Raw genomic sequence first — 20,586 nt, forward strand, 5'->3', positions numbered from 1 at the left:
TTAACCGCATTGGAACAAGCCTACCGAAATTGTGGTATTCTGATTCAACGTCCTCCAGGAACTGAGGACGCTAACTATTCAGCATCTTTGCGGCGCACGCGGCGAAGAAAAATTACAAGCAATGACAATGTCGAAACAAGGAGCGAACCATGCAGGTCAGCAGAAGGCAGTTCTTTAAGATCTGCGCTGGCGGTATGGCAGGCACCACGGCAGCAGCGCTGGGATTTGCCCCCAGCGTTGCACTGGCGGAAACGCGGCAATATAAGCTGCTGCGCACCCGTGAAACCCGTAACACCTGCACATATTGTTCCGTCGGCTGTGGGCTGTTGATGTACAGCCTCGGCGATGGCGCAAAAAACGCTAAAGCGTCCATTTTCCATATCGAAGGTGACCCGGATCATCCGGTAAACCGTGGTGCGCTCTGCCCGAAAGGCGCTGGCCTGGTGGATTTTATCCACTCCGAAAGCCGCCTGAAATTCCCGGAATATCGCGCGCCTGGCTCCGATAAATGGCAGAAAATCAGTTGGGATGAGGCATTCGACCGCATCGCGAAACTGATGAAAGAAGACCGCGACGCCAACTACGTTGCACAGAATGCCGAAGGCGTGACCGTTAACCGCTGGCTCTCCACCGGGATGCTGTGCGCATCCGCGTCGAGCAATGAAACCGGCTATTTAACACAGAAATTCTCCCGCGCGCTGGGTATGCTCGCGGTCGACAACCAGGCGCGTGTCTGACACGGACCAACGGTAGCAAGTCTTGCTCCAACATTTGGTCGCGGTGCGATGACCAACCACTGGGTCGACATCAAGAACGCCAACCTGATCGTGGTGATGGGCGGTAACGCCGCTGAAGCTCACCCTGTAGGGTTCCGCTGGGCGATGGAAGCGAAAATTCACAACGGCGCGAAGCTGATTGTGATCGATCCTCGTTTCACGCGTACGGCGTCGGTGGCCGACTTCTATGCGCCGATCCGTTCCGGTACTGACATTACGTTCCTGTCGGGCGTTATGCTGTACCTGCTGAACAACGAAAAATTCAACCGTGAATACACCGAAGCCTATACCAACGCCAGCCTGATCGTGCGTGAAGATTTTGGCTTTGAAGATGGCCTGTTCACCGGCTACGACGCGGAAAAACGCAAGTACGATAAAACCAGCTGGAACTACGAGCTGGATGAAAACGGCTTTGCCAAACGCGATACCACCTTGCAACACCCACGTTGTGTGTGGAACCTGCTGAAAAAGCACATTTCGCGTTATACGCCGGAAGTGGTTGAGCAGATTTGTGGTACGCCGAAAGCCGACTTCCTGAAAGTCTGCGAGTACATCGCAGAAACCAGCGCGCATGATAAAACCGCGTCGTTCCTGTATGCCCTCGGCTGGACGCAGCACTCCATTGGCGCGCAGAACATCCGCACCATGGCGATGATCCAGTTGCTGCTCGGCAACATGGGGATGGCGGGCGGTGGCGTGAACGCCCTGCGCGGTCACTCCAACATTCAGGGTCTGACCGACCTTGGTTTACTGTCACAAAGCCTGCCTGGCTACATGACGCTGCCAAGCGAGAAACAAACCGACCTGCAAACCTACCTTGCCGCCAACACGCCTAAACCGCTGCTGGAAGGCCAGGTGAACTACTGGGGCAACTACCCGAAATTCTTCGTCTCGATGATGAAAGCCTTCTTTGGCGACAAAGCGACGAAAGAGAACGACTGGGGCTTCGACCTGCTGCCTAAGTGGGACAAAGGCTACGACGTTCTGCAATATTTCGAGATGATGAATCAGGGTCTGGTGAACGGCTATATCTGCCAGGGCTTTAACCCGGTGGCGTCGTTCCCGAACAAAAACAAAGTGGTCGCATCACTGTCGAAACTGAAGTTCCTGGTGACCATCGATCCGCTCAATACCGAGACCTCTACCTTCTGGCAGAACCACGGTGAGTCGAACGATGTCGATCCCTCGAAGATTCAGACCGAAGTGTTCCGTCTGCCTTCTACCTGCTTCGCGGAAGAGAACGGCTCTATAGTCAACTCTGGCCGCTGGTTGCAGTGGCACTGGAAAGGCGCTGACGGCCCGGGCGAATCCATCACCGATGGCGAGATCCTTGCCGGTATCTTCCTGCGTCTGCGCAAGATGTATGCCGAACAGGGCGGCGCGAACCCGGAACAGGTGCTGAGCATGACGTGGAACTACTCTACGCCGCATGAACCGAAGTCCGAAGAAGTGGCGATGGAAAGCAACGGGAAAGCGCTGGCCGATATTATCGACCCGGCAACCGGTGCAGTGCTGGTGAAAAAAGGCCAGTTACTCAGTACGTTCGCCCATCTGCGCGATGACGGCACCACCTCAAGCGGTTGCTGGATCTTCGCCGGTAGCTGGACGCCAGAAGGCAACCAGATGGCGCGTCGCGATAACGCTGACCCGTCAGGCCTCGGTAATACGCTCGGCTGGGCATGGGCGTGGCCGCTCAACCGCCGCATTCTGTATAACCGTGCCTCTGCTGACCCGCAGGGTAATCCGTGGGATCCAAAACGTCAGATCCTGAAATGGGATGGCGCGAAATGGGGCGGGATGGATATTCCTGACTACAGTGCCGCCGCACCTGGCAGCAACGTTGGGCCGTTCATCATGCAGCCGGAAGGGATGGGTCGCCTGTTTGCCCTCGATAAGATGGCGGAAGGTCCGTTCCCGGAACACTACGAGCCGTTTGAGACGCCGCTGGGGACCAACCCGCTGCACCCGAACGTTATCTCCAACCCTGCCGCCCGTATCTTTAAAGGCGACGCAGAAGCGCTGGGTAAAGCCGATAAGTTCCCGTATGTGGGCACCACCTATCGTCTGACCGAGCACTTCCACTACTGGACCAAGCATGCGCTGCTTAATGCCATCGCCCAGCCGGAACAGTTCGTGGAGATTGGCGAGAAGCTGGCGAATAAACTCGGCATCGCCCATGGCGATACCGTGAAGGTGTCCTCTAACCGTGGCTACATCAAGGCCAAGGCGGTGGTGACCAAACGTATTCGCACGCTGAAAGCGGACGGGAAAGATATCGATACCATCGGTATTCCAATCCACTGGGGCTACGAAGGTGTTGCTAAAAAAGGCTTTATTGCCAATACGTTAACGCCATTCGTCGGTGATGCGAACACGCAGACGCCGGAGTTTAAGTCCTTCCTCGTAAACGTGGAAAAGGTGTAACGGAGACGACCTATGGCTTATCAATCTCAAGACATCATCCGTCGTTCCGCGACTAACGGTTTCACCCCCGCGCCTCAGGCGCGGGACCACCAGCAGGAAGTGGCGAAGCTCATTGACGTGACCACCTGTATCGGCTGTAAAGCCTGTCAGGTGGCGTGCTCAGAGTGGAACGACATCCGTGATGAGATCGGCAGCAACGTCGGGGTGTACGACAACCCGGCGGATCTGACCGCCAAATCCTGGACGGTGATGCGTTTCTCGGAAGTGGAGCAGAACGACAAACTGGAATGGCTTATCCGCAAAGACGGCTGTATGCACTGCGCGGATCCTGGCTGCCTGAAGGCGTGCCCGGCGGAAGGGGCGATTATTCAGTATGCCAACGGTATCGTCGATTTCCAGTCTGAGCAGTGCATCGGCTGCGGCTACTGCATCGCGGGTTGCCCGTTCAACGTGCCGCGACTGAACCCGGAAGACAACCGCGTCTACAAATGTACGCTGTGCGTTGACCGCGTGAACGTCGGGCAGGAACCTGCCTGCGTGAAAACCTGCCCAACCGGCGCTATCCACTTTGGCTCTAAAGAGGATATGAAAGCGCTGGCGGGCGAGCGCGTCGCCGAGCTGAATACCCGCGGTTACGAAAACGCCGGGCTGTACGATCCAGCGGGCGTTGGCGGTACACACGTGATGTACGTGCTGCACCACGCCGACAAGCCGAATCTGTACCACGGCCTGCCGGAGAACCCGGAAATCAGCGCCACGGTGAAATTCTGGAAAGGTATCTGGAAACCACTGGCAGCGGTCGGTTTTGCCGCAACGTTTGCAGCGAGCATCTTCCACTACGTCGGTGTCGGCCCGAACCGTGCGGAAGAGGAAGAAGACAATCTGCATGAAGAGAAAGACGAGGTGCGCAAATGAAACGACGTGACACCATCGTGCGCTACACCGCGCCGGAACGTATCAACCACTGGGTCACCGCCTTCTGCTTCATCCTGGCGGCGGTGAGCGGGCTGGGGTTCTTTTTCCCCTCCTTCAACTGGCTGATGCAAATTATGGGGACACCGCAACTGGCGCGTATTCTGCACCCGTTCGTGGGCGTCATCATGTTTGCCTCGTTTATCATCATGTTTTTCCGCTACTGGCACCACAATCTAATCAATCGGGATGATATCTTTTGGGCGAAGAATATTCGTAAGATCGTCGTCAACGAGGAAGTGGGTGACACCGGGCGTTATAACTTCGGTCAGAAATGCGTATTCTGGGCGGCGATTATCTTCCTGGTCCTGCTGCTGGTAAGCGGTGTGATTATCTGGCGTCCGTACTTTGCGCCTGCTTTCTCAATCCCGGTGATCCGATTTGCGTTAATGCTGCATTCATTTGCCGCAGTAGCGTTAATTGTGGTTATCATGGTGCATATCTACGCCGCCCTTTGGGTGAAAGGCACCATTACCGCGATGGTGGAAGGATGGGTTACCAGTACGTGGGCGAAGAAACATCACCCGCGCTGGTACCGTGAAGTCCGCCAGAAACAGGAAAAGTCATCTGAATGAGTATTCGCATAATCCCGCAAGATGAGCTGGGTTCGAGCGAGAAACGCACGGCGGAGTACATTCCGCCGTTGTTATTCCCCAGACTCAAGAACCTCTACAACCGCCGCGCCGATCGTCTGCGCGAGCTGGCCGAGAACAATCCGCTGGGTGATTACCTGCGCTTCGCCGCGCTGATTGCCCACGCGCAGGAAGTGGTGCTGTACGACCATCCGTTACAGATGGACCTTACCGCGCGCATCAAAGAAGCGAACGACCAGGGCAAACCGCCGCTGGATATTCACGTTCTGCCGCGCGATAAGCACTGGCATACCCTGCTGCACTCGATGATTGCCGAGCTGAAACCGGAAATGACCGGGCCGGCGTTAGCGGTTATCGAGAATCTGGAAAAAGCGTCTGAGCAGGAACTGGAGCAGATGGCCAGCGCGCTGTTTGCGTCAGACTTTGCGTCAGTGAGCAGCGATAAAGCGCCGTTTATCTGGGCAGCCTTGTCGCTCTACTGGGCGCAAATGGCCAGCCTGATCCCTGGCAAAGCCCGCGCAGAATATGGCGAACAGCGCCAGTACTGCCCGGTGTGTGGCTCAATGCCCGTTTCCAGCATGGTGCAAATTGGTACGACGCAGGGCCTGCGTTATCTGCACTGCAACCTGTGTGAAACCGAGTGGCACGTGGTGCGCGTGAAATGCAGCAACTGCGAGCAGAGCCGCGATTTGCACTACTGGTCTCTTGATAACGAGCAGGCCGCTATCAAAGCGGAAAGCTGCGGCGACTGCGGCACTTACCTGAAGATTCTGTATCAGGAAAAAGACCCGAAAGTAGAAGCCGTTGCCGACGACCTCGCCTCACTGGTGCTGGATGCGCGTATGGAGCAAGAAGGGTTCGCCCGCAGCTCTATTAACCCATTCCTGTTCCCGGGAGAGGGGGAGTAAGCCCTCTGCACTGTCGGGCGGCGCGAGTCGCCCGATTTCGCGTGCTTAAGATGTAAAGACGCAAGGGCTTGCACCGTTACCACTCTTCTCGAAGTTTGTTCTGAAATTCAATGCCGTCTTCTTCACATCCCTGCCACAAGCCAGATGCGTCGGAGCTAGCGATATTCAACTGTCTTTCCAGATATTGTTCAGCGGCCTCCCGCATTAGATCCGCATAGCTACAATTACGTTGTGCTTTAAGATAAGCCAGTCGTTTAATTGTTTTGTTTGATAAATCGAGTTTAGTTTTCACGTCCATATAGACCCCAGCAAATCACTATTTGAATAAAACACAAGCAATCTACACCCGGTAGATTGCAGAGAGAAGAGGGTATTCCGTGGACTTTTCCCTTCTGCGAGCCGCTTTCCAAAATTCATACTTATTACCTTCCCCCTCTTTCTATCCGTCAAAAGCCAGCGTATAAACTGTACATTCATACAGCAAAAAGGAATTCAACATGGTGCTGGAAAAAGGTATCGCTGAGCAGGTTGAGGCGTTTATTGCCGCAGGCCGCCCCTCTTCACGACAGCAGAGTATTGATGACCGGAGGGCAAGCTATCTCGCCAGTACGGTCCTGGCGGGTGAAACGGAGTCATTCGTCTCTATCCAGACTATTGAGCTGGAAGAGATGACGTTTCGCGTCTATTCGCCACTGCAAAGCCCGGCGCATCTTCCAACGGTTATCTACTACCACGGCGGCTGTTTTATCAGCGGCAGCTTTGCTACGCATGATAATCAGCTGCGTCAGCTGGCGGTGTATGGCGGGTGCCGGGTAATTGCGGTGCAGTATCGATTAGCGCCTGAACACACCTTTCCTGCCGCGCATGATGATGCCCAACGGGGAGCGGAACTGGTATGGCAACATGCCGAGCTATTTGGCGTAGATAAAGATCACATTACTCTGGCTGGCGATAGTGCTGGCGGGCATCTGGCGCTGGTCACAGCGCTGAGACTCAAAGCAGCCGGAAGCTGGCTGCCCAGCCAACTTATCCTGATTTACCCCATGGTGGATGCGACTGCTCATTTCGAAAGCTATGTCCGCAACGGAAAGGATTACATCATTACCCGCGACACGCTGCTGAGCGGATATGAAATCTATTTACCGGGCGTCGATCGACGCCATCCGGAGGCCAGCCCGCTGTGGCGAGATGATTTCAGCGGCCTGCCGTCCGTGCATATCATCACCGCAGAATTTGACCCGTTATGCGATGAAGGTAAGGCGCTGTATCAGCGAATGACGGAACAAGGCGTGGCGTGCACTTGCCAGCAGTATCTTGGGGTGATTCATGGCTTCTTTCAGTTAGGTGGAATCAGCCTCGCGGCAAGAGATGCAGTGAGGGATGTGGCGTACCGGGTGGGGAGGTAATTCCGGATACAGACTTCAATCTGTTTTCAACTTGAAAACATCGTATTTCGCGTTACACTGTTTTCAGGTTGAAAACTTCAGTAGGGAAACTGAAGCATGCACGTTATCAGCCGAAAGCCTTTCAATGAGGCGATAGAGCATTTTCCGCATTGCGCTCAAGCGATAGCAGACTTATTAAGTGTACTCGAAAAGAGAAGCTTCAATACACCGCTCGAAATGCGAGAGCAGCTCACTTCACTGGATAACTTTAAATACAGAAACAAATGGTGGGTCATCGATATCGCCGGTAATCATCTGAGGCTCATCGCCTACATCGATTTCAGGCTCCAGAAGCTTTTCGTAGAGCATATTGTCACCCATCTGGAATATGAAAGACTGAATCACTTCTATCGAGGTCATAAAGAATGAAGATGAGGCATACTCAGGTGCTGAATAATGGACATGCCGAGGAGTTAGTGAATGCCTTTATGCTGGCATTGCAGTCCATTCCCTTAATGGGAAAGACGAGTAATGAGAGAGAATACCTTAAGGCACTGGAACTCATTGAATTTCTTGTTGATCGAGACCAGATAGACAACCCTTTATTTGAGCTACTCTCGTCAAAAATCCATCAGTATGAACAGCATGCTCCTGAATTTTCACATCTCAACAATGTGCTGAACGATACGCCTGGCGGCGTTGCGATGCTACGCACGCTGATGGATCAAAATGGGCTTAAACCCGCTGATTTAGCCAATGAGCTGGGTTCAAAATCCAATATCAGCAACATCCTCAATGGCCGCAGATCGCTAACCGTTCGACATATCAAAGCCCTTTCAGAACGTTTTAACCTCCCTGCCGAAACTTTTATCGATTGAGGCTACTCCTCCTCATTCCCCCCTTCCTCGAATGCGCCAAACGGCTTCGCGGGGAGCACAATGAAAGTCCCGTCAAATACGGCACCAGGGTTGTCATCACCGGACAACTCTACCAGCAGCTGCACGCGCGCTTTGCGCCCTCGCGCTAACCGGTCCAGATCGCCGCTCAGTGAGCCGAGATCGGCTACCGCCTGCGGCTTGCCGCTGATGGGATGACTGTAACGAATATGCGCATCGGCAAGGATGATAGTGCCACCCAGGTGGCGTTCGCGCAGCATCAGCCAGATGAGCCCCCAACCGGTGAGCGTCGCCAGAGAAAACAGACTGCCGGCAAACAGCGTATGGTGCGGATTTTGATTGCCCGTCTCGGGCATGGTGGTGATAAATTTCTGCCCGGTATACTGCTGAATACGCACGCCCATCTTTTCGCTGAGCGGGATGTGCTCATACCAGGCCTGCTGAAGCTGACCGCACCAGTCTCCGCGATGCAGAATGTCATCCAGCGAGGCTACTGGTTTTATCATCAGAAAATGGCGAATGGGTGTGGTGGTGGGCGTAGTGATTTCGCCCTGATTTACGAATCCGAGCTTGGCAAAGAATTCGACCGCATCTTCGCGCGCGCTACAGGTTACGCGCTTCACGCCTTCCTGACGCGCGACGGACTCCAGCGTCATCGCCATCAGCGTACCAAGGCCTTTATCCTGCACGGACGGGTGCACCGCCATAAAACGAATCGAGGCTTCAAAATCGGCATTGATGTAGAGACGCCCGATCGCGACCAGATTGCCCTCTTCATCCACCACCATTTGATGATGCGCCATCGCATCCCAGGCATCGCGCTCAGAACCTTTCGGCTGATGAAGGGGTTTACGCAGCATTTCCCAGCGGAACTGGTAGTAGCGGTCTAACTCTTCTTCCGTTTGCGGCACTCGAAGGTGATACATAGCAGCACTCTCTTTTGTCGCCCGTAGTCTTACTGGAAGTTGGTTCATACCTGCAACCAGAAGGTAACGGGACCATCATTGACCAGCGATACCTGCATATCGGCAGCGAATCGTCCGGTGTGGGTGTTCATCTCTTGCTGGCGGCAACGTTCAACAAAGTAGTCATACAGCGCTTCTGCTCTCTGCGGCTCTGCGCCTTTAGAGAAACTCGGACGCATGCCGCGTTCGGTATCCGCCGCCAGCGTAAACTGCGACACCACCAGCACGCTTCCCCCCGCCTGTTGCACGTTGAGATTCATCTTGCCTTCCGCATCACTGAATATGCGATAACCCAGCACACGCTCGCACAGGCGGTTAGCTTTTTGCTCGTCGTCATCCTTTTCGACACCTAATAACACTAAAAGTCCTGGCCCGATTTCGCCCGTCACTTCATCCGCCACGGTGACGCTGGCCCGGGTTACGCGTTGAATCAATGCAATCATGGTTGTTCTGCTTCTTGTTGTTCTGTTTTAAGTTTTCGGTATTCCCCGAGAGTGACAGTTATTTCTGCCCCAAGCAAGACGATACACCAGGTCCAGTAGACCCAAACAAAAAGGATAGGCACGACGGCGAGCACGCCGTAAATCAACTGATAGGAAGGGAATGCGGTGATGTATAACGCAAAAGCTTTTTTACCGAGCTCGTAAAGCAATGCCGCCACCAGCGCGCCGATAATCGCATCGCGGTTCGGCACACGCGTCGTCGGCACCACGCTGTAGAGCAGCCAGAAGGAGATCCACGACAGCAGAAGCGGGAAGATACGTAATGCATTATCCACCGCGCTATTAAACTCACTCGCCCAACGCAGCGATAGCAGGTACGAGCTAATAGCGAGGCTAGCCCCCGCCAGCAATGGCCCAAGCGTGAGGATCATCCAGTAAATCGCAAACGAGTAGACTTTTGGCCGGACGCGTTTGCTGCGCCAGATGGTATTCAGCGCGCTATCGATGGAGTACATCAACAGCAGCGCCGTGACGATAAGCCCGCAGGCGCCAACTGCCGTCATACGGTTAGAATTGGCGACGAATTGCTCAATGTAGCGCTGAATAACATCACCGGTCGCCGGAATAAAGTTGGCAAAGATAAAGTGCCGAATCTGAACGCTGACCTCAGAAAACATCGGAAAAGCGGCGAATAGCGCGAAAACCACGGCCACCAGCGGTACCAGCGAGAGCAACGACACATAGGCCAGATTACCGGCCAGCGTAGTCATATTATCTTCGTCGATGCGTCGCCAGAGGAGCTTTCCCCACGCCACCATTGGCCGGGTATGATGAATCGTTTTTTGATGAACGGTTTTTAACATAACTGCTTCGTAAAGTAGCGAGGTATCGTCTCTTTACCCGTTACCAGGATAGAGGTGATCCCCAATTGATTGGCTCCCTCTATATTATCGGCATTATCATCAAAAAAGACCGTATCGGCGGCAGAAAAACCTTCAGCTTCAAGCACCCGCTGGTAGATACGCGCTTCCGGTTTACGCATCCCCATCTCTTGCGACAGATAAACATGGTCCGCCGCGGCGTGAATTTCCGGGTATTCATCCGGCCAGAATGTAGTGTGCAGACGGTTGGTATTAGAGAGCACCACCACACGATGACCCTGCTCGCGCAGTTTATGCATGATCTCAATCACCTCCGGTCGCAGCGAAACAAAAATCGCCTGCCAGCCGTGGGAGAACTGCTCATAGCTCAGTGGGAGATCCATCTCATGACAAATCGCTTCGGCAAATGCTTCATCGGTGATTTCACCCCGTTCATGCTGATGGAAGGCTTCGCCCATGGTAAAACTCTGCTTGAGCGTAGCCAGCGGCACTCGGGTGAGGTCGCTCCACGTCCCGAACACACGGTTGAAGTCGATATCGACAATCACATTACCTAAATCAAAGATATAGAGCATTTTCGCCTCCTTTCTCGCCGTGGAAAATTAACTGTAGCGGGAAAGGCGGAGTTTGACTATGAGGTGAACGGGATAAGTGTGAGGCATATGAGAAAAGGCCGCCAATTTGCGCGGCCCATTTGGACGTAGAATCAAGCCTCTGCCGCCAGCATCTCTTTCTTACGCTGGCTAATGCGCTTAACCAGCATCACCGAGACCACCGCGCCGCAGAAGGCGAAGCAGGCCATGATGCCAAACACAATCTTGTAGCCGACGATCCCCGGGTTTAAATCCAGAATGTAGCCGTAGAGGCTAAAGCAGAACATCGCCGGGGCGTAGCCGATGAAGCTGCCGAGCGCCATCGCAGCACCGGTCTGGTTTTCGGCGATTTTCGCTTCACCAATCGGCGCGAAGAAGACGGCACGCTGGGTAAAGACGATAGCGCCAAAGCCCAATGTACACATCATGCCGAGATAAACCGGCATGCTTTCATGCGGCAGCATAATCAGCAGAATCAGTGCCACGGTGCTGATCACAAAGGTGTAGCACAGGTATTTGCTGGGTGATTTCAGGATTTTGTCAGAAATCATGCCACCAACCGGTCCGCCGATCATTTTCAGGCAGTACTGGTTAATAATGCCATACGCGCCCACCAGCGCGACGGGCAGCATGTAGATGTTTTTCAGGAACGGAATGAAGAACGTCAGGCCGCAGTACACCGCGTACACAAAGAAGACGTTGAAGGCAATGAGCCAGATGGTTTTGTCTTTCAAAACCGACGTCATGCTGGTGTTTTTGCTGGCGTCTTCGTCCTTTGTCACCTCAACCGACGGCGCCTCTTCTTTGTCATTCAGCACGAAGAAGATGATAACGCCGACGGCAATCACGATGATGGAATAGAACCAGATACCCGCCTTGAAGCCCAATAAGCCACTGCCGAACCAGGCGAAGACGGCCAGTGCGGAGAATGCGACAACGGTATCGACGATGCCGCGCCCCGTTTCAAAGAAACCAAACAGACGGCCCTGCTGTTCACTGTTACCCAGCCGGCTTACCGATTTCAGCAGTACCGGCCAGTTCATCATGTCGCAGGTGACACCAAACAGCGCCCAGACAAAAAGGATGCCCCAGTATCCCGGCATGGTCGTCAAATAAACGCCCAGTAAACCCGTCGCGATGAGCGAAAAAGACATGGTGTATTTACGCGGCAGTTTGTCGGCAAAATAGATTGAGAGGAAAAAGCCGATGGTCGTAACAAATGAGTTCACCGACATCGCATTACCTATTTGACCATTGGTCAAATGGAAATACTCCTGCATCGGAATATAAAACGCATCTTTCAGTGAAGGTAATTTATAAATCGTACCGCCGCAGAGCGTTAACAGACTAAATAACGCCCATTTCTTTTTCGTGAGCATAACATCCCCTATGCGATTTTTTAAATCGCTGTCTTAAAAGGCAATAGGATACCGGCCATCCTTATAAGATGGTTTTTATTAACTGCTAATAAATTTAAAGCTTATTAGTGATTTAGAAGATGCGTCGCCTCTTGTTTTATTTGTTGCAACACGCTCCGAACATAATTTATCTGATTCACCGCATCCTGCTTTTCTTTACTCAACCGAGCGTCCAGCGCACTTTGTTCAGGTAATGGCGTTTCACTCATTTGACGATAGGGGATCCACGGGTTATCACCTTCGTGTTCAAAACGAAATGCCGGAGCATAGTAATCCACCTCTTCTTCCAGGCCGTAAGCCATCACCTGCGGTTCTTCATCACCCAGGCAGATAAGGTTGGTTAACAGATCTTTGAATGGCATGTCACCCTGCCCGGAAATACAGGCTTTATGCCCCAGCCCGCCGTCTTCATTGACGATCAGCGCATCTTTAATATGCACCTGGGTGATATGCGGGGACATGGTTTTTAACGCGTCCAAAGGATGTTCGTTGGCGTTAATCATGTTTGCAAAATCAAACAGTAAGGAGAGAGAATTCATCCCGCTGTCTTGAATAAGCGTCGCCAGCTCGTGGCTCTTCAGGTCTTCATGCTGCTCCAGGGTGAAGGTTAATCCGCTGTTCTGATACGTATCGCGAATGTACGCGATATCACGGGCAATCACCGACATCACTTGCTGCAAATGCCCTTCGTAGCGCGGATAAAAACGGACCGATGACGCGCCCGTTTTTAATGCAATCCCGACAGCCTGGTCGATCGCTTTTTTATCAGAAGCACTGGTTTCGATATGCACATCCAGAGTGAGCTGGCGGGCTTTTTCGCCAAAGGCCGCAAGTTCGCTATCACTCATGTTTTCCAGTGAGAAGCGCTCGCCATCCAGGACGTGAATTTTGACGCCGCGTAGCTGATTCTCATAAGCAATATCCAGCAAGTCACCCGGTAATACACGTTCAAGACGCATATTTAAATGAAATGCGTAGGCATGCAGATAAAGAGGAAGATTATCGACACGTTGTAGAATTTTTCTTGCGTTATTTATTGTGAGCATAAAACACCTACAGATTAATGATGAGGTCAACCGCCTCAAACCGCCAATATTCAATGTCTACTTGTACAATATTGCCATTCCGGTCGGCCCGGTGCTTTTCAATTAAAATAGCAGGCATACCGGCAGAGCCACCCAGATGTTTACTGATATCGCCCGGCATTCTGACGGGTTTAAACACTAATTTTTTTACGATGGTCTCTTTTTGATAGCATTTTTCCCAAACCGAGGAAAAAGAGTGGTTTTCAAGTTGATCGATAAAGCCTGGCGCCACTTCAGGATTGATATACGTTTCATGATAGAAGACTTTATGGCCTTCCAGCGCGCCCCACCCCGTTACGCGATAAAGCGCCTGAGAGGGCGTCGCCGCCGTCAGAGGCAGTAGCATTTCCGGCAGGTCCGTAATCAGGGTTTTCTCCGTAAATCCCCAGGAAGGCTCTCTACCCTGCTCAATGGCCGCGCGTTGAAAGCTTGCCGATAGCTCGGGGCTGTAATTAAAACGCGGTTGCGTGACGAACCAGCCTTTACGGTCTTTGCGGAAGATTTTTGATTCCGCCTCAAGGCTCAACAATGCCTGACGCAGCGTCATACGTTTGATGCCCAACAGCTCGCACAACTCTCTTTCAGAGGGGAGCTTTCCGCCCGGCGTGGTAATGTCATCTTTTAACCACCGATCTAACTTCTCTTTGACATTCTCAACGGTGGACTGATTTTCCGTCATTGTTTGTTTTAATCCTATTGGTTTAAACCAGATAATGCATCTTACGCTCACGGCGAAAACGAACGCAAACAGCACCGCAGAACTTTGCGGATAATTGTGACAAAGCTCTCTTAAGCAGTAACCCCGTATTTAAAAGGGGAATAAAAAGGCCCTTGCCATGACGTGAAGGCAAAAAAAAACCTGCCATCGCTGGCAGGTTTTTCATGCGTTAAAGAGGAGGATTACTCTTCTTTCGCACCGCGCATTGCGCGTTTACGGTCGTTCTCGGTCAGGTGACGTTTACGGATACGGACAGAAGTTGGGGTAACTTCTACCAGTTCGTCGTCATCGATGAACTCAAGAGCCTGTTCCAGCGTCATTTTAACCGGCGGAACCAGAACCGTTGCTTCGTCTGTACCAGACGCACGCATGTTGGTCAGTTTCTTACCGGTCAGGCAGTTTACAGTCAGGTCGTTAGAACGGCTGTGAATACCGATGATCTGGCCTTCGTACACTTCTGCACCGTGACCCAGGAACAGCTTACCGCGGTCCTGCAGGCTGAACAGTGCGAACGCAACTGCTTTACCCTGGCCGTTAGAGATCAGTACACCGTTCTGGCGCTGACCCACATCACCCGGACGGATATCGTCGTAGTGGCTGAAGGTGGAGTACAGCAGACCGGTACCGGAAGTCATGGTCATGAATTCTGAACGGAAGCCGATCAGACCACGGCTTGGGATCACGTAGTCGAGACGTACGCGGCCTTTGCCATCTGGATTCATGTTTTTCAGGTCGCCTTTACGCTCACCCAGAGCCTGCATCACAGAACCCTGATGTTGTTCTTCAACGTCCAACGTGACGTTTTCGAACGGCTCTTGTTTACGGCCATCGATTTCGCGGAAGATAACTTTCGGACGGGAAACCGCCATTTCGAAACCTTCACGACGCATGTTTTCGATAAGAACGGACAGGTGCAGTTCACCACGACCAGACACGCGGAATGCGTCAGCATCCGGCGTTTCTTCTACGCGCAGCGCCACGTTGTGGACCAGTTCTTTGTTCAGACGATCAAGGATCTGGCGAGACGTGACGTATTTACCTTCTTTACCGCAGAACGGAGAGGTGTTTACGCAGAAGAACATAGAAACGGTCGGTTCATCAACGGACAGGGCAGGCAGCGCTTCCACATTTTGCGTGTCGCAAATGGTGTCAGAGATGTTCAGCTCACCCAGACCGGTGATAGCGATGATGTCGCCAGCTTCAGCGATGTCGCTGTCGATACGTTCCAGACCCAGGTGGGTCAGTACTTTACCGACTTTACCGTTACGGGTTTTGCCTTCGCTATCGATGATAGTGACCTGCTGGTTCGGTTTCACTTTACCGCGTTTGATACGGCCGATACCGATAACACCCACATAGCTGTTGTAATCCAGCTGGGAGATCTGCATCTGCAGAGGACCGTCGAGATCGACGTCCGGCGCAGGAACATGGTCAACAATCGCCTGATACAGCGGGGTCATGTCTTCTGCCATGTCTTCGTGATCCAGACCCGCGATACCGTTCAGCGCAGACGCGTAAACGATCGGGAAGTCCAGCTGTTCGTCGGTCGCATCAAGGTTAACGAACAGGTCAAATACCTGGTCAACAACCCAGTCAGGACGCGCACCAGGGCGGTCAACTTTGTTGATAACAACAATAGGTTTCAGGCCATAGGCAAAGGCTTTCTTGGTCACGAAGCGCGTCTGCGGCATCGGGCCGTCAAATGCGTCAACGACCAGCAGCACGGAGTCTACCATGGACATTACACGTTCAACTTCACCACCGAAGTCGGCGTGCCCTGGGGTATCAACGATGTTGATACGGTAGTCATTCCATTTGATAGCGGTGTTTTTCGCGAGGATGGTAATCCCACGCTCTTTCTCCAAATCGTTGGAGTCCATCACACGCTCTTGAGTTTCGGCACGTGCATCAAACGTACCGGATTGCTGCAGCAGCTTATCAACCAGGGTAGTTTTACCATGGTCAACGTGCGCGATGATGGCGATGTTACGCAAATTTTCGATCACAACTTTGCCTCGGGCATTAGAAATAGCGCGTTATTGTACACGGATTAATCGCAGTACAAAACAGGATCACAAACATCCTCCGCAAACAAGTATTGCAGAGTTCCTTTGTGATCGCTTTCACGGAGCGAAAAAAGGGCACCTTAACGCAAATTGCACCAATATGGTGCTCTATGTTCACATATAAGCACTATACTGGTGCAATGACACCATCGTGGTGCAGCCCTTTTGCACTATGATGCGCATGATAGCGCCTTTTGGGGGTAATTTGAAAGTTGGCACAGATTTCGCTTTGTATATTTCAGGGCAACAACGCCACTTTTAAGAAGTGTTTGAAGACCTCGTTACCACGACGACAATGACAAATCCGGGAGATGTAAAGTATGTCCGCTGAACACGTTTTGACGATGCTGAATGAGCACGAAGTGAAGTTTGTCGATCTGCGCTTCACCGATACCAAAGGTAAAGAACAGCACGTCACTATCCCTTCCCATCAGGTTAATGCCGAATTCTTTGAAGAAGGCAAAATGTTTGACGGCTCCTCTATCGGCGGCTGGAAAGGCATTAACGAATCTGACATGGTTCTGATGCCGGACGCATCTACCGCACTCATTGACCCGTTCTACGAAGAACCGACACTTATCATCCGCTGCGATATCCTGGAACCAGGTACCCTGCAGGGCTATGACCGTGACCCGCGCTCCATCGCAAAACGCGCTGAAGAATACCTGCGCTCCACTGGCATCGCCGACACCGTACTGTTCGGGCCAGAACCAGAATTCTTCCTGTTTGACGACATCCGCTTCGGCGCATCCATTTCCGGTTCTCACGTGGCTATCGACGATATCGAAGGCGCGTGGAACTCTTCCACCAAATACGAAGGTGGTAACAAAGGTCACCGTCCGGGCGTGAAAGGCGGTTACTTCCCGGTTCCGCCGGTCGATTCCTCCCAGGACATCCGTTCTACCATGTGTATGATCATGGAAGAAATGGGCCTGGTTGTTGAAGCTCACCACCACGAAGTGGCAACAGCCGGTCAGAACGAAATCGCGACCCGCTTCAACACCATGACCAAAAAAGCGGACGAAATTCAGATCTACAAATATGTGGTTCACAACGTTGCGCACCGTTTCGGTAAAACCGCGACCTTCATGCCAAAACCGATGTTTGGCGATAACGGTTCCGGTATGCACTGCCACATGTCTCTCTCCAAGAACGGCGTAAACCTGTTCTCTGGTGACAAATACGCGGGTCTGTCTGAGCAGGCGCTGCACTACATCGGCGGTGTTATCAAACACGCGAAAGCGATCAACGCCCTGGCGAACCCGACCACCAACTCCTACAAACGTCTGGTCCCGGGTTACGAAGCGCCGGTTATGCTGGCTTACTCTGCCCGTAACCGTTCTGCTTCCATCCGTATTCCGGTTGTTACCAGCCCGAAAGCGCGTCGTATCGAAGTGCGCTTCCCGGACCCGGCAGCTAACCCGTACCTGTGCTTCGCAGCACTGCTGATGGCTGGCCTTGACGGCATCAAGAACAAAATCCATCCGGGCGAGGCGATGGACAAAAACCTGTATGACCTGCCGCCGGAAGAAGCGAAAGAGATCCCACAGGTTGCGGGTTCTCTGGAAGAAGCACTGAAAGAACTGGATCTGGACCGCGAGTTCCTGAAAGCCGGTGGTGTGTTCACTGACGAATCCATCGATGCTTACATCGCGCTGCGCCGCGAAGAAGATGACCGTGTGCGCATGACTCCGCACCCGGTAGAGTTCGAGCTGTACTACAGCGTTTAATTTAAGTTAGTCATTCTCCGCCCACTTCTTGTCGCCGCCTGGCGGCAAGAACAAGCTGAGTAAGTTGTTGCCGTGGAACGTTTAGCCCATCTCTGGATGGGCTTTTTTCTCCACAAAAACGCGTAGTTAGCGCCTTTTTCCCGTCCATCCAGCTATAATGCACTAAAACAGTGCAATCTAAGGAGACTGCTAAATGGCAACCGGCGCGCTGCCCGATGCTGGGCAGATCCTCAATTCTTTAATTAATAGCATTCTGCTGGTCGATGACGACCTTGCGGTGCATTACGCCAATCCGGCGGCGCAGCAGTTGCTGGCGCAAAGCTCGCGAAAACTGTTCGGTACGCCGTTACCGGAACTTCTGAGCTATTTCTCGCTGAATATCGGTTTGATGCAGGAGAGCCTGCAAACGGGCCAGGGCTTCACGGATAACGAAGTGACGCTGGTGATCGACGGACGCTCGCATATCCTCTCTCTGACGGCTCAGCGGCTGCCTGACGGCTTTATTTTGCTGGAGATGGCCCCGATGGATAACCAACGCCGTTTAAGCCAGGAGCAACTACAGCACGCCCAACAGATTGCAGCACGCGATTTAGTCCGTGGCTTAGCCCATGAGATTAAAAACCCGCTCGGCGGCTTACGCGGCGCAGCACAGCTGTTAAGCAGAGCGCTGCCCGACCCGTCGCTCACTGAATACACCAAAATGATCATTGAGCAGGCCGACCGCCTCCGCAACCTGGTCGACCGTCTACTGGGGCCACAGCAGCCGGGCATGCACGTGACCGAAAGCATCCACAAAGTAGCCGAACGTGTCTTTTCGCTGGTGTCGATGGAGCTGCCGGATAACGTGCGGCTGGTACGTGATTACGATCCGAGTTTGCCGGAGTTACCGCACGATCCCGACCAGATTGAACAAGTTTTGCTGAATATTGTACGCAATGCGTTGCAGGCGTTAGGGCCAGAAGGCGGCGAAATCATTCTGCGTACCCGCACCGCGTTCCAGCTGACGCTACACGGCGAGCGCTATCGCCTGGCGGCACGCATTGACATTGAAGATAACGGGCCGGGCATTCCGTCCCATTTACAGGACACGCTGTTCTATCCGATGGTAAGTGGCCGCGAAGGCGGCACCGGGCTGGGTTTATCCATCGCCCGCAGCCTGATCGATCAGCATTCCGGAAAAATTGAATTTACCAGTTGGCCAGGCCATACCGAGTTCTCGGTTTACCTGCCAATTCGAAAATAAGGTGTGTTTATGCAACGAGGGATAGTCTGGGTCGTAGATGACGATAGCTCCATCCGTTGGGTGCTTGAACGCGCACTCACCGGGGCGGGCTTAAGCTGTACCACATTTGAAAGCGGCAATGAGGTGCTGGATGCGCTCACCACCAAAACGCCGGACGTGCTGCTGTCGGATATCCGTATGCCGGGCATGGACGGCCTTGCGCTGCTCAAACAGATTAAACAGCGTCACCCGATGCTTCCGGTCATCATAATGACCGCCCATTCAGATCTGGACGCAGCGGTCAGCGCTTATCAACAAGGCGCATTCGATTACCTGCCCAAACCGTTTGATATCGATGAGGCGGTAGCGCTGGTTGAACGTGCCATCAGCCACTATCAGGAACAGCAGCAGCCGCGCGATGTGCCTGCATTCGGGCCTACCGCCGATATCATCGGCGAAGCGCCGGCGATGCAGGACGTCTTTCGCATTATCGGGCGACTCTCCCGGTCATCAATAAGCGTGCTGATTAACGGCGAATCCGGTACCGGTAAAGAGCTCGTCGCGCATGCGCTGCATCGCCACAGCCCACGCGCGAAAGCGCCGTTTATCGCCCTGAACATGGCGGCGATACCGAAAGATTTGATTGAATCCGAACTCTTTGGCCACGAGAAAGGCGCATTCACCGGTGCTAATAACGTGCGTCAGGGGCGTTTTGAGCAGGCAGACGGCGGCACGCTGTTTCTCGATGAAATTGGCGACATGCCCAACGATGTACAGACCCGTTTGCTGCGCGTGCTGGCCGACGGGCAGTTTTACCGCGTCGGCGGCTATGCGCCGGTGAAAGTGGATGTGCGTATCATTGCAGCGACTCACCAGAACCTGGAGCTGCGCGTGCAGGAGGGGAAATTTCGTGAGGATTTATTCCACCGCCTGAACGTCATTCGCGTGCATCTGCCGCCGCTGCGTGAGCGTCGGGAAGATATTCCGCGTCTGGCGCGCCACTTCCTGCAAATTGCTGCACGCGAGCTCGGCGTAGAAGTGAAACTGCTGCACCCGGAAACCGAAGCGGCGTTAACGCGTCTGGCGTGGCCGGGCAACGTGCGCCAGCTGGAAAACACCTGCCGCTGGCTGACGGTAATGGCAGCAGGCCAGGAAGTATTGATTCAGGATTTGCCAGGCGAACTGTTTGAAACCACTGTTCCGGATGGTACGACCCACACGCAGCCTGATAACTGGGCGACGCTGCTGGCGCAATGGGCCGATCGTGCCCTGCGTTCCGGTCATCAAAACCTGTTATCGGAAGCGCAGCCAGAAATGGAGCGTACGCTGCTGACAACCGCGCTGCGTCATACTCAGGGGCATAAACAGGAAGCCGCACGTTTGCTGGGTTGGGGGCGTAATACCCTGACGCGCAAGCTGAAAGAGCTGGGAATGGAGTAGCACAGCGTTGCGCCGGATGGCGCTTAGCTTATCGGGCCTACAAACAACGAGCCGTTGTAGGCCCGGTTGCT

At 53.3% G+C, this 20,586-nt stretch carries 19 protein-coding genes; 10 read left to right on the forward strand and 9 right to left on the reverse strand.

Annotation, left to right across the window (positions count from 1 at the left end):
* Positions 1–149: 149 nt before the first annotated feature.
* The 4 genes from fdnG to fdhE are packed head-to-tail and all read left to right on the forward strand — an operon-like array spanning position 150 to position 5,673.
* Positions 150–3,200: a formate dehydrogenase-N subunit alpha gene (fdnG, locus tag F0Q32_RS18640; RefSeq protein WP_149464252.1), complete on the forward strand. Its 3,051-nt coding sequence runs from the start codon at positions 150–152 to the stop codon at positions 3,198–3,200.
* A 12-nt stretch (positions 3,201–3,212) separates the two neighbouring features.
* The gene (fdxH, locus tag F0Q32_RS18645) at positions 3,213–4,115 is read left to right on the forward strand and encodes a formate dehydrogenase subunit beta (protein ID WP_149464253.1); all 903 of its coding nucleotides are present in this window, start codon (positions 3,213–3,215) and stop codon (positions 4,113–4,115) included.
* A complete protein-coding gene (gene fdoI, locus F0Q32_RS18650) occupies positions 4,112–4,747 on the forward strand; it encodes a formate dehydrogenase cytochrome b556 subunit (RefSeq protein WP_149464254.1) in 636 nt (211 codons plus the stop codon). Before fdxH ends, fdoI begins: the two co-directional genes overlap by 4 nt.
* A complete protein-coding gene (fdhE, locus tag F0Q32_RS18655; protein ID WP_149464255.1) occupies positions 4,744–5,673 on the forward strand; it encodes a formate dehydrogenase accessory protein FdhE in 930 nt (309 codons plus the stop codon). The genes fdoI and fdhE overlap by 4 nt, the downstream gene beginning before the upstream one ends.
* Positions 5,674–5,749: 76 nt before the next feature.
* On the opposite strand, the gene F0Q32_RS18660 is transcribed toward fdhE, so the two are convergent.
* Positions 5,750–5,971 (reverse strand): CopG family transcriptional regulator, encoded by a 222-nt coding sequence (locus F0Q32_RS18660; RefSeq protein ID WP_149464256.1) that lies wholly within the window; start codon positions 5,969–5,971, stop codon positions 5,750–5,752.
* 199 nt (positions 5,972–6,170) lie between these two features.
* Between F0Q32_RS18660 and F0Q32_RS18665 the strand changes: the two genes are divergently transcribed.
* The 3 genes from F0Q32_RS18665 (at position 6,171) to F0Q32_RS18675 (ending at position 7,936) form a co-directional block, all read left to right on the forward strand.
* Positions 6,171–7,079, forward strand: coding sequence for an alpha/beta hydrolase (locus tag F0Q32_RS18665; RefSeq protein WP_149464257.1), 909 nt, complete (start codon positions 6,171–6,173; stop codon positions 7,077–7,079).
* 96 nt (positions 7,080–7,175) lie between these two features.
* Positions 7,176–7,487, forward strand: a complete 312-nt coding sequence (locus tag F0Q32_RS18670; RefSeq protein ID WP_149464258.1) for a type II toxin-antitoxin system HigB family toxin — start codon at positions 7,176–7,178, stop codon at positions 7,485–7,487.
* A 59-nt stretch (positions 7,488–7,546) separates the two neighbouring features.
* Positions 7,547–7,936 carry a type II toxin-antitoxin system HigA family antitoxin gene (locus tag F0Q32_RS18675; RefSeq protein WP_370516892.1) on the forward strand — a complete coding sequence of 130 codons (390 nt, stop codon included), beginning with the start codon at positions 7,547–7,549 and terminating at the stop codon, positions 7,934–7,936.
* A 2-nt stretch (positions 7,937–7,938) separates the two neighbouring features.
* Here F0Q32_RS18675 and fabY read toward each other — a convergent pair whose 3' ends face one another.
* The 8 genes from fabY to typA all read right to left on the reverse strand — a co-directional run bounded on the left by fabY (position 7,939) and on the right by typA (position 16,063).
* The gene (gene fabY, locus F0Q32_RS18680) at positions 7,939–8,880 is read right to left on the reverse strand and encodes a fatty acid biosynthesis protein FabY (RefSeq protein ID WP_188016886.1); all 942 of its coding nucleotides are present in this window, start codon (positions 8,878–8,880) and stop codon (positions 7,939–7,941) included.
* A gap of 44 nt (positions 8,881–8,924) precedes the next feature.
* Positions 8,925–9,362 (reverse strand): D-aminoacyl-tRNA deacylase, encoded by a 438-nt coding sequence (gene dtd / locus F0Q32_RS18685; protein ID WP_149464261.1) that lies wholly within the window; start codon positions 9,360–9,362, stop codon positions 8,925–8,927.
* Positions 9,359–10,225 (reverse strand): virulence factor BrkB family protein, encoded by an 867-nt coding sequence (locus F0Q32_RS18690; protein ID WP_149464262.1) that lies wholly within the window; start codon positions 10,223–10,225, stop codon positions 9,359–9,361. Before F0Q32_RS18690 ends, dtd begins: the two co-directional genes overlap by 4 nt.
* Positions 10,219–10,818 carry a glucose-1-phosphatase gene (gene yihX, locus F0Q32_RS18695; RefSeq protein WP_015966555.1) on the reverse strand — a complete coding sequence of 200 codons (600 nt, stop codon included), beginning with the start codon at positions 10,816–10,818 and terminating at the stop codon, positions 10,219–10,221. Before yihX ends, F0Q32_RS18690 begins: the two co-directional genes overlap by 7 nt.
* A 131-nt stretch (positions 10,819–10,949) precedes the next feature.
* A complete protein-coding gene (locus F0Q32_RS18700; RefSeq protein ID WP_149464263.1) occupies positions 10,950–12,215 on the reverse strand; it encodes an MFS transporter in 1,266 nt (421 codons plus the stop codon).
* Between the two features lie 104 nt (positions 12,216–12,319).
* Positions 12,320–13,300, reverse strand: coding sequence for a sugar phosphate isomerase/epimerase (locus F0Q32_RS18705; RefSeq protein WP_149464264.1), 981 nt, complete (start codon positions 13,298–13,300; stop codon positions 12,320–12,322).
* A 7-nt stretch (positions 13,301–13,307) separates the two neighbouring features.
* Positions 13,308–14,018: a GntR family transcriptional regulator gene (locus F0Q32_RS18710; RefSeq protein ID WP_149464265.1), complete on the reverse strand. Its 711-nt coding sequence runs from the start codon at positions 14,016–14,018 to the stop codon at positions 13,308–13,310.
* Positions 14,019–14,239: 221 nt separating this feature from the next.
* Entirely contained in the window at positions 14,240–16,063 is a 1,824-nt protein-coding gene (typA, locus tag F0Q32_RS18715; protein WP_149464266.1) for a ribosome-dependent GTPase TypA, read from the reverse strand.
* A 380-nt stretch (positions 16,064–16,443) separates the two neighbouring features.
* On the opposite strand from typA, the gene glnA reads away from it, so the two are divergent.
* The 3 genes from glnA to glnG all read left to right on the forward strand — a co-directional run bounded on the left by glnA (position 16,444) and on the right by glnG (position 20,515).
* The gene (glnA, locus tag F0Q32_RS18720) at positions 16,444–17,853 is read left to right on the forward strand and encodes a glutamate--ammonia ligase (protein ID WP_015966560.1); all 1,410 of its coding nucleotides are present in this window, start codon (positions 16,444–16,446) and stop codon (positions 17,851–17,853) included.
* Between the two features lie 193 nt (positions 17,854–18,046).
* Positions 18,047–19,096: a nitrogen regulation protein NR(II) gene (gene glnL, locus F0Q32_RS18725; RefSeq protein ID WP_149464267.1), complete on the forward strand. Its 1,050-nt coding sequence runs from the start codon at positions 18,047–18,049 to the stop codon at positions 19,094–19,096.
* 9 nt (positions 19,097–19,105) lie between these two features.
* Positions 19,106–20,515: a nitrogen regulation protein NR(I) gene (gene glnG, locus F0Q32_RS18730; protein ID WP_149464268.1), complete on the forward strand. Its 1,410-nt coding sequence runs from the start codon at positions 19,106–19,108 to the stop codon at positions 20,513–20,515.
* Positions 20,516–20,586 lie beyond the last annotated feature (71 nt).

It is taken from the genome of Pseudocitrobacter sp. 73, from assembly GCF_008369545.1.
GTDB classification, from domain to species: domain Bacteria; phylum Pseudomonadota; class Gammaproteobacteria; order Enterobacterales; family Enterobacteriaceae; genus Pseudocitrobacter; species Pseudocitrobacter vendiensis.

Coding starts and splice junctions, on each gene's coding strand:
- fdxH (WP_149464253.1), top strand. CDS start 3,213: ATGGCTTATCAATCTCAAGACATCATCCGTCGTTCCGCGACTAACGGT.
- fdoI (WP_149464254.1), top strand. CDS start 4,112: ATGAAACGACGTGACACCATCGTGCGCTACACCGCGCCGGAACGTATC.
- fdhE (WP_149464255.1), top strand. CDS start 4,744: ATGAGTATTCGCATAATCCCGCAAGATGAGCTGGGTTCGAGCGAGAAA.
- F0Q32_RS18660 (WP_149464256.1), bottom strand. CDS start 5,971: ATGGACGTGAAAACTAAACTCGATTTATCAAACAAAACAATTAAACGA.
- F0Q32_RS18665 (WP_149464257.1), top strand. CDS start 6,171: ATGGTGCTGGAAAAAGGTATCGCTGAGCAGGTTGAGGCGTTTATTGCC.
- F0Q32_RS18670 (WP_149464258.1), top strand. CDS start 7,176: ATGCACGTTATCAGCCGAAAGCCTTTCAATGAGGCGATAGAGCATTTT.
- F0Q32_RS18675 (WP_370516892.1), top strand. CDS start 7,547: ATGCTGGCATTGCAGTCCATTCCCTTAATGGGAAAGACGAGTAATGAG.
- fabY (WP_188016886.1), bottom strand. CDS start 8,880: ATGTATCACCTTCGAGTGCCGCAAACGGAAGAAGAGTTAGACCGCTAC.
- dtd (WP_149464261.1), bottom strand. CDS start 9,362: ATGATTGCATTGATTCAACGCGTAACCCGGGCCAGCGTCACCGTGGCG.
- F0Q32_RS18690 (WP_149464262.1), bottom strand. CDS start 10,225: ATGTTAAAAACCGTTCATCAAAAAACGATTCATCATACCCGGCCAATG.
- yihX (WP_015966555.1), bottom strand. CDS start 10,818: ATGCTCTATATCTTTGATTTAGGTAATGTGATTGTCGATATCGACTTC.
- F0Q32_RS18700 (WP_149464263.1), bottom strand. CDS start 12,215: ATGCTCACGAAAAAGAAATGGGCGTTATTTAGTCTGTTAACGCTCTGC.
- F0Q32_RS18705 (WP_149464264.1), bottom strand. CDS start 13,300: ATGCTCACAATAAATAACGCAAGAAAAATTCTACAACGTGTCGATAAT.
- F0Q32_RS18710 (WP_149464265.1), bottom strand. CDS start 14,018: ATGACGGAAAATCAGTCCACCGTTGAGAATGTCAAAGAGAAGTTAGAT.
- glnA (WP_015966560.1), top strand. CDS start 16,444: ATGTCCGCTGAACACGTTTTGACGATGCTGAATGAGCACGAAGTGAAG.
- glnL (WP_149464267.1), top strand. CDS start 18,047: ATGGCAACCGGCGCGCTGCCCGATGCTGGGCAGATCCTCAATTCTTTA.
- glnG (WP_149464268.1), top strand. CDS start 19,106: ATGCAACGAGGGATAGTCTGGGTCGTAGATGACGATAGCTCCATCCGT.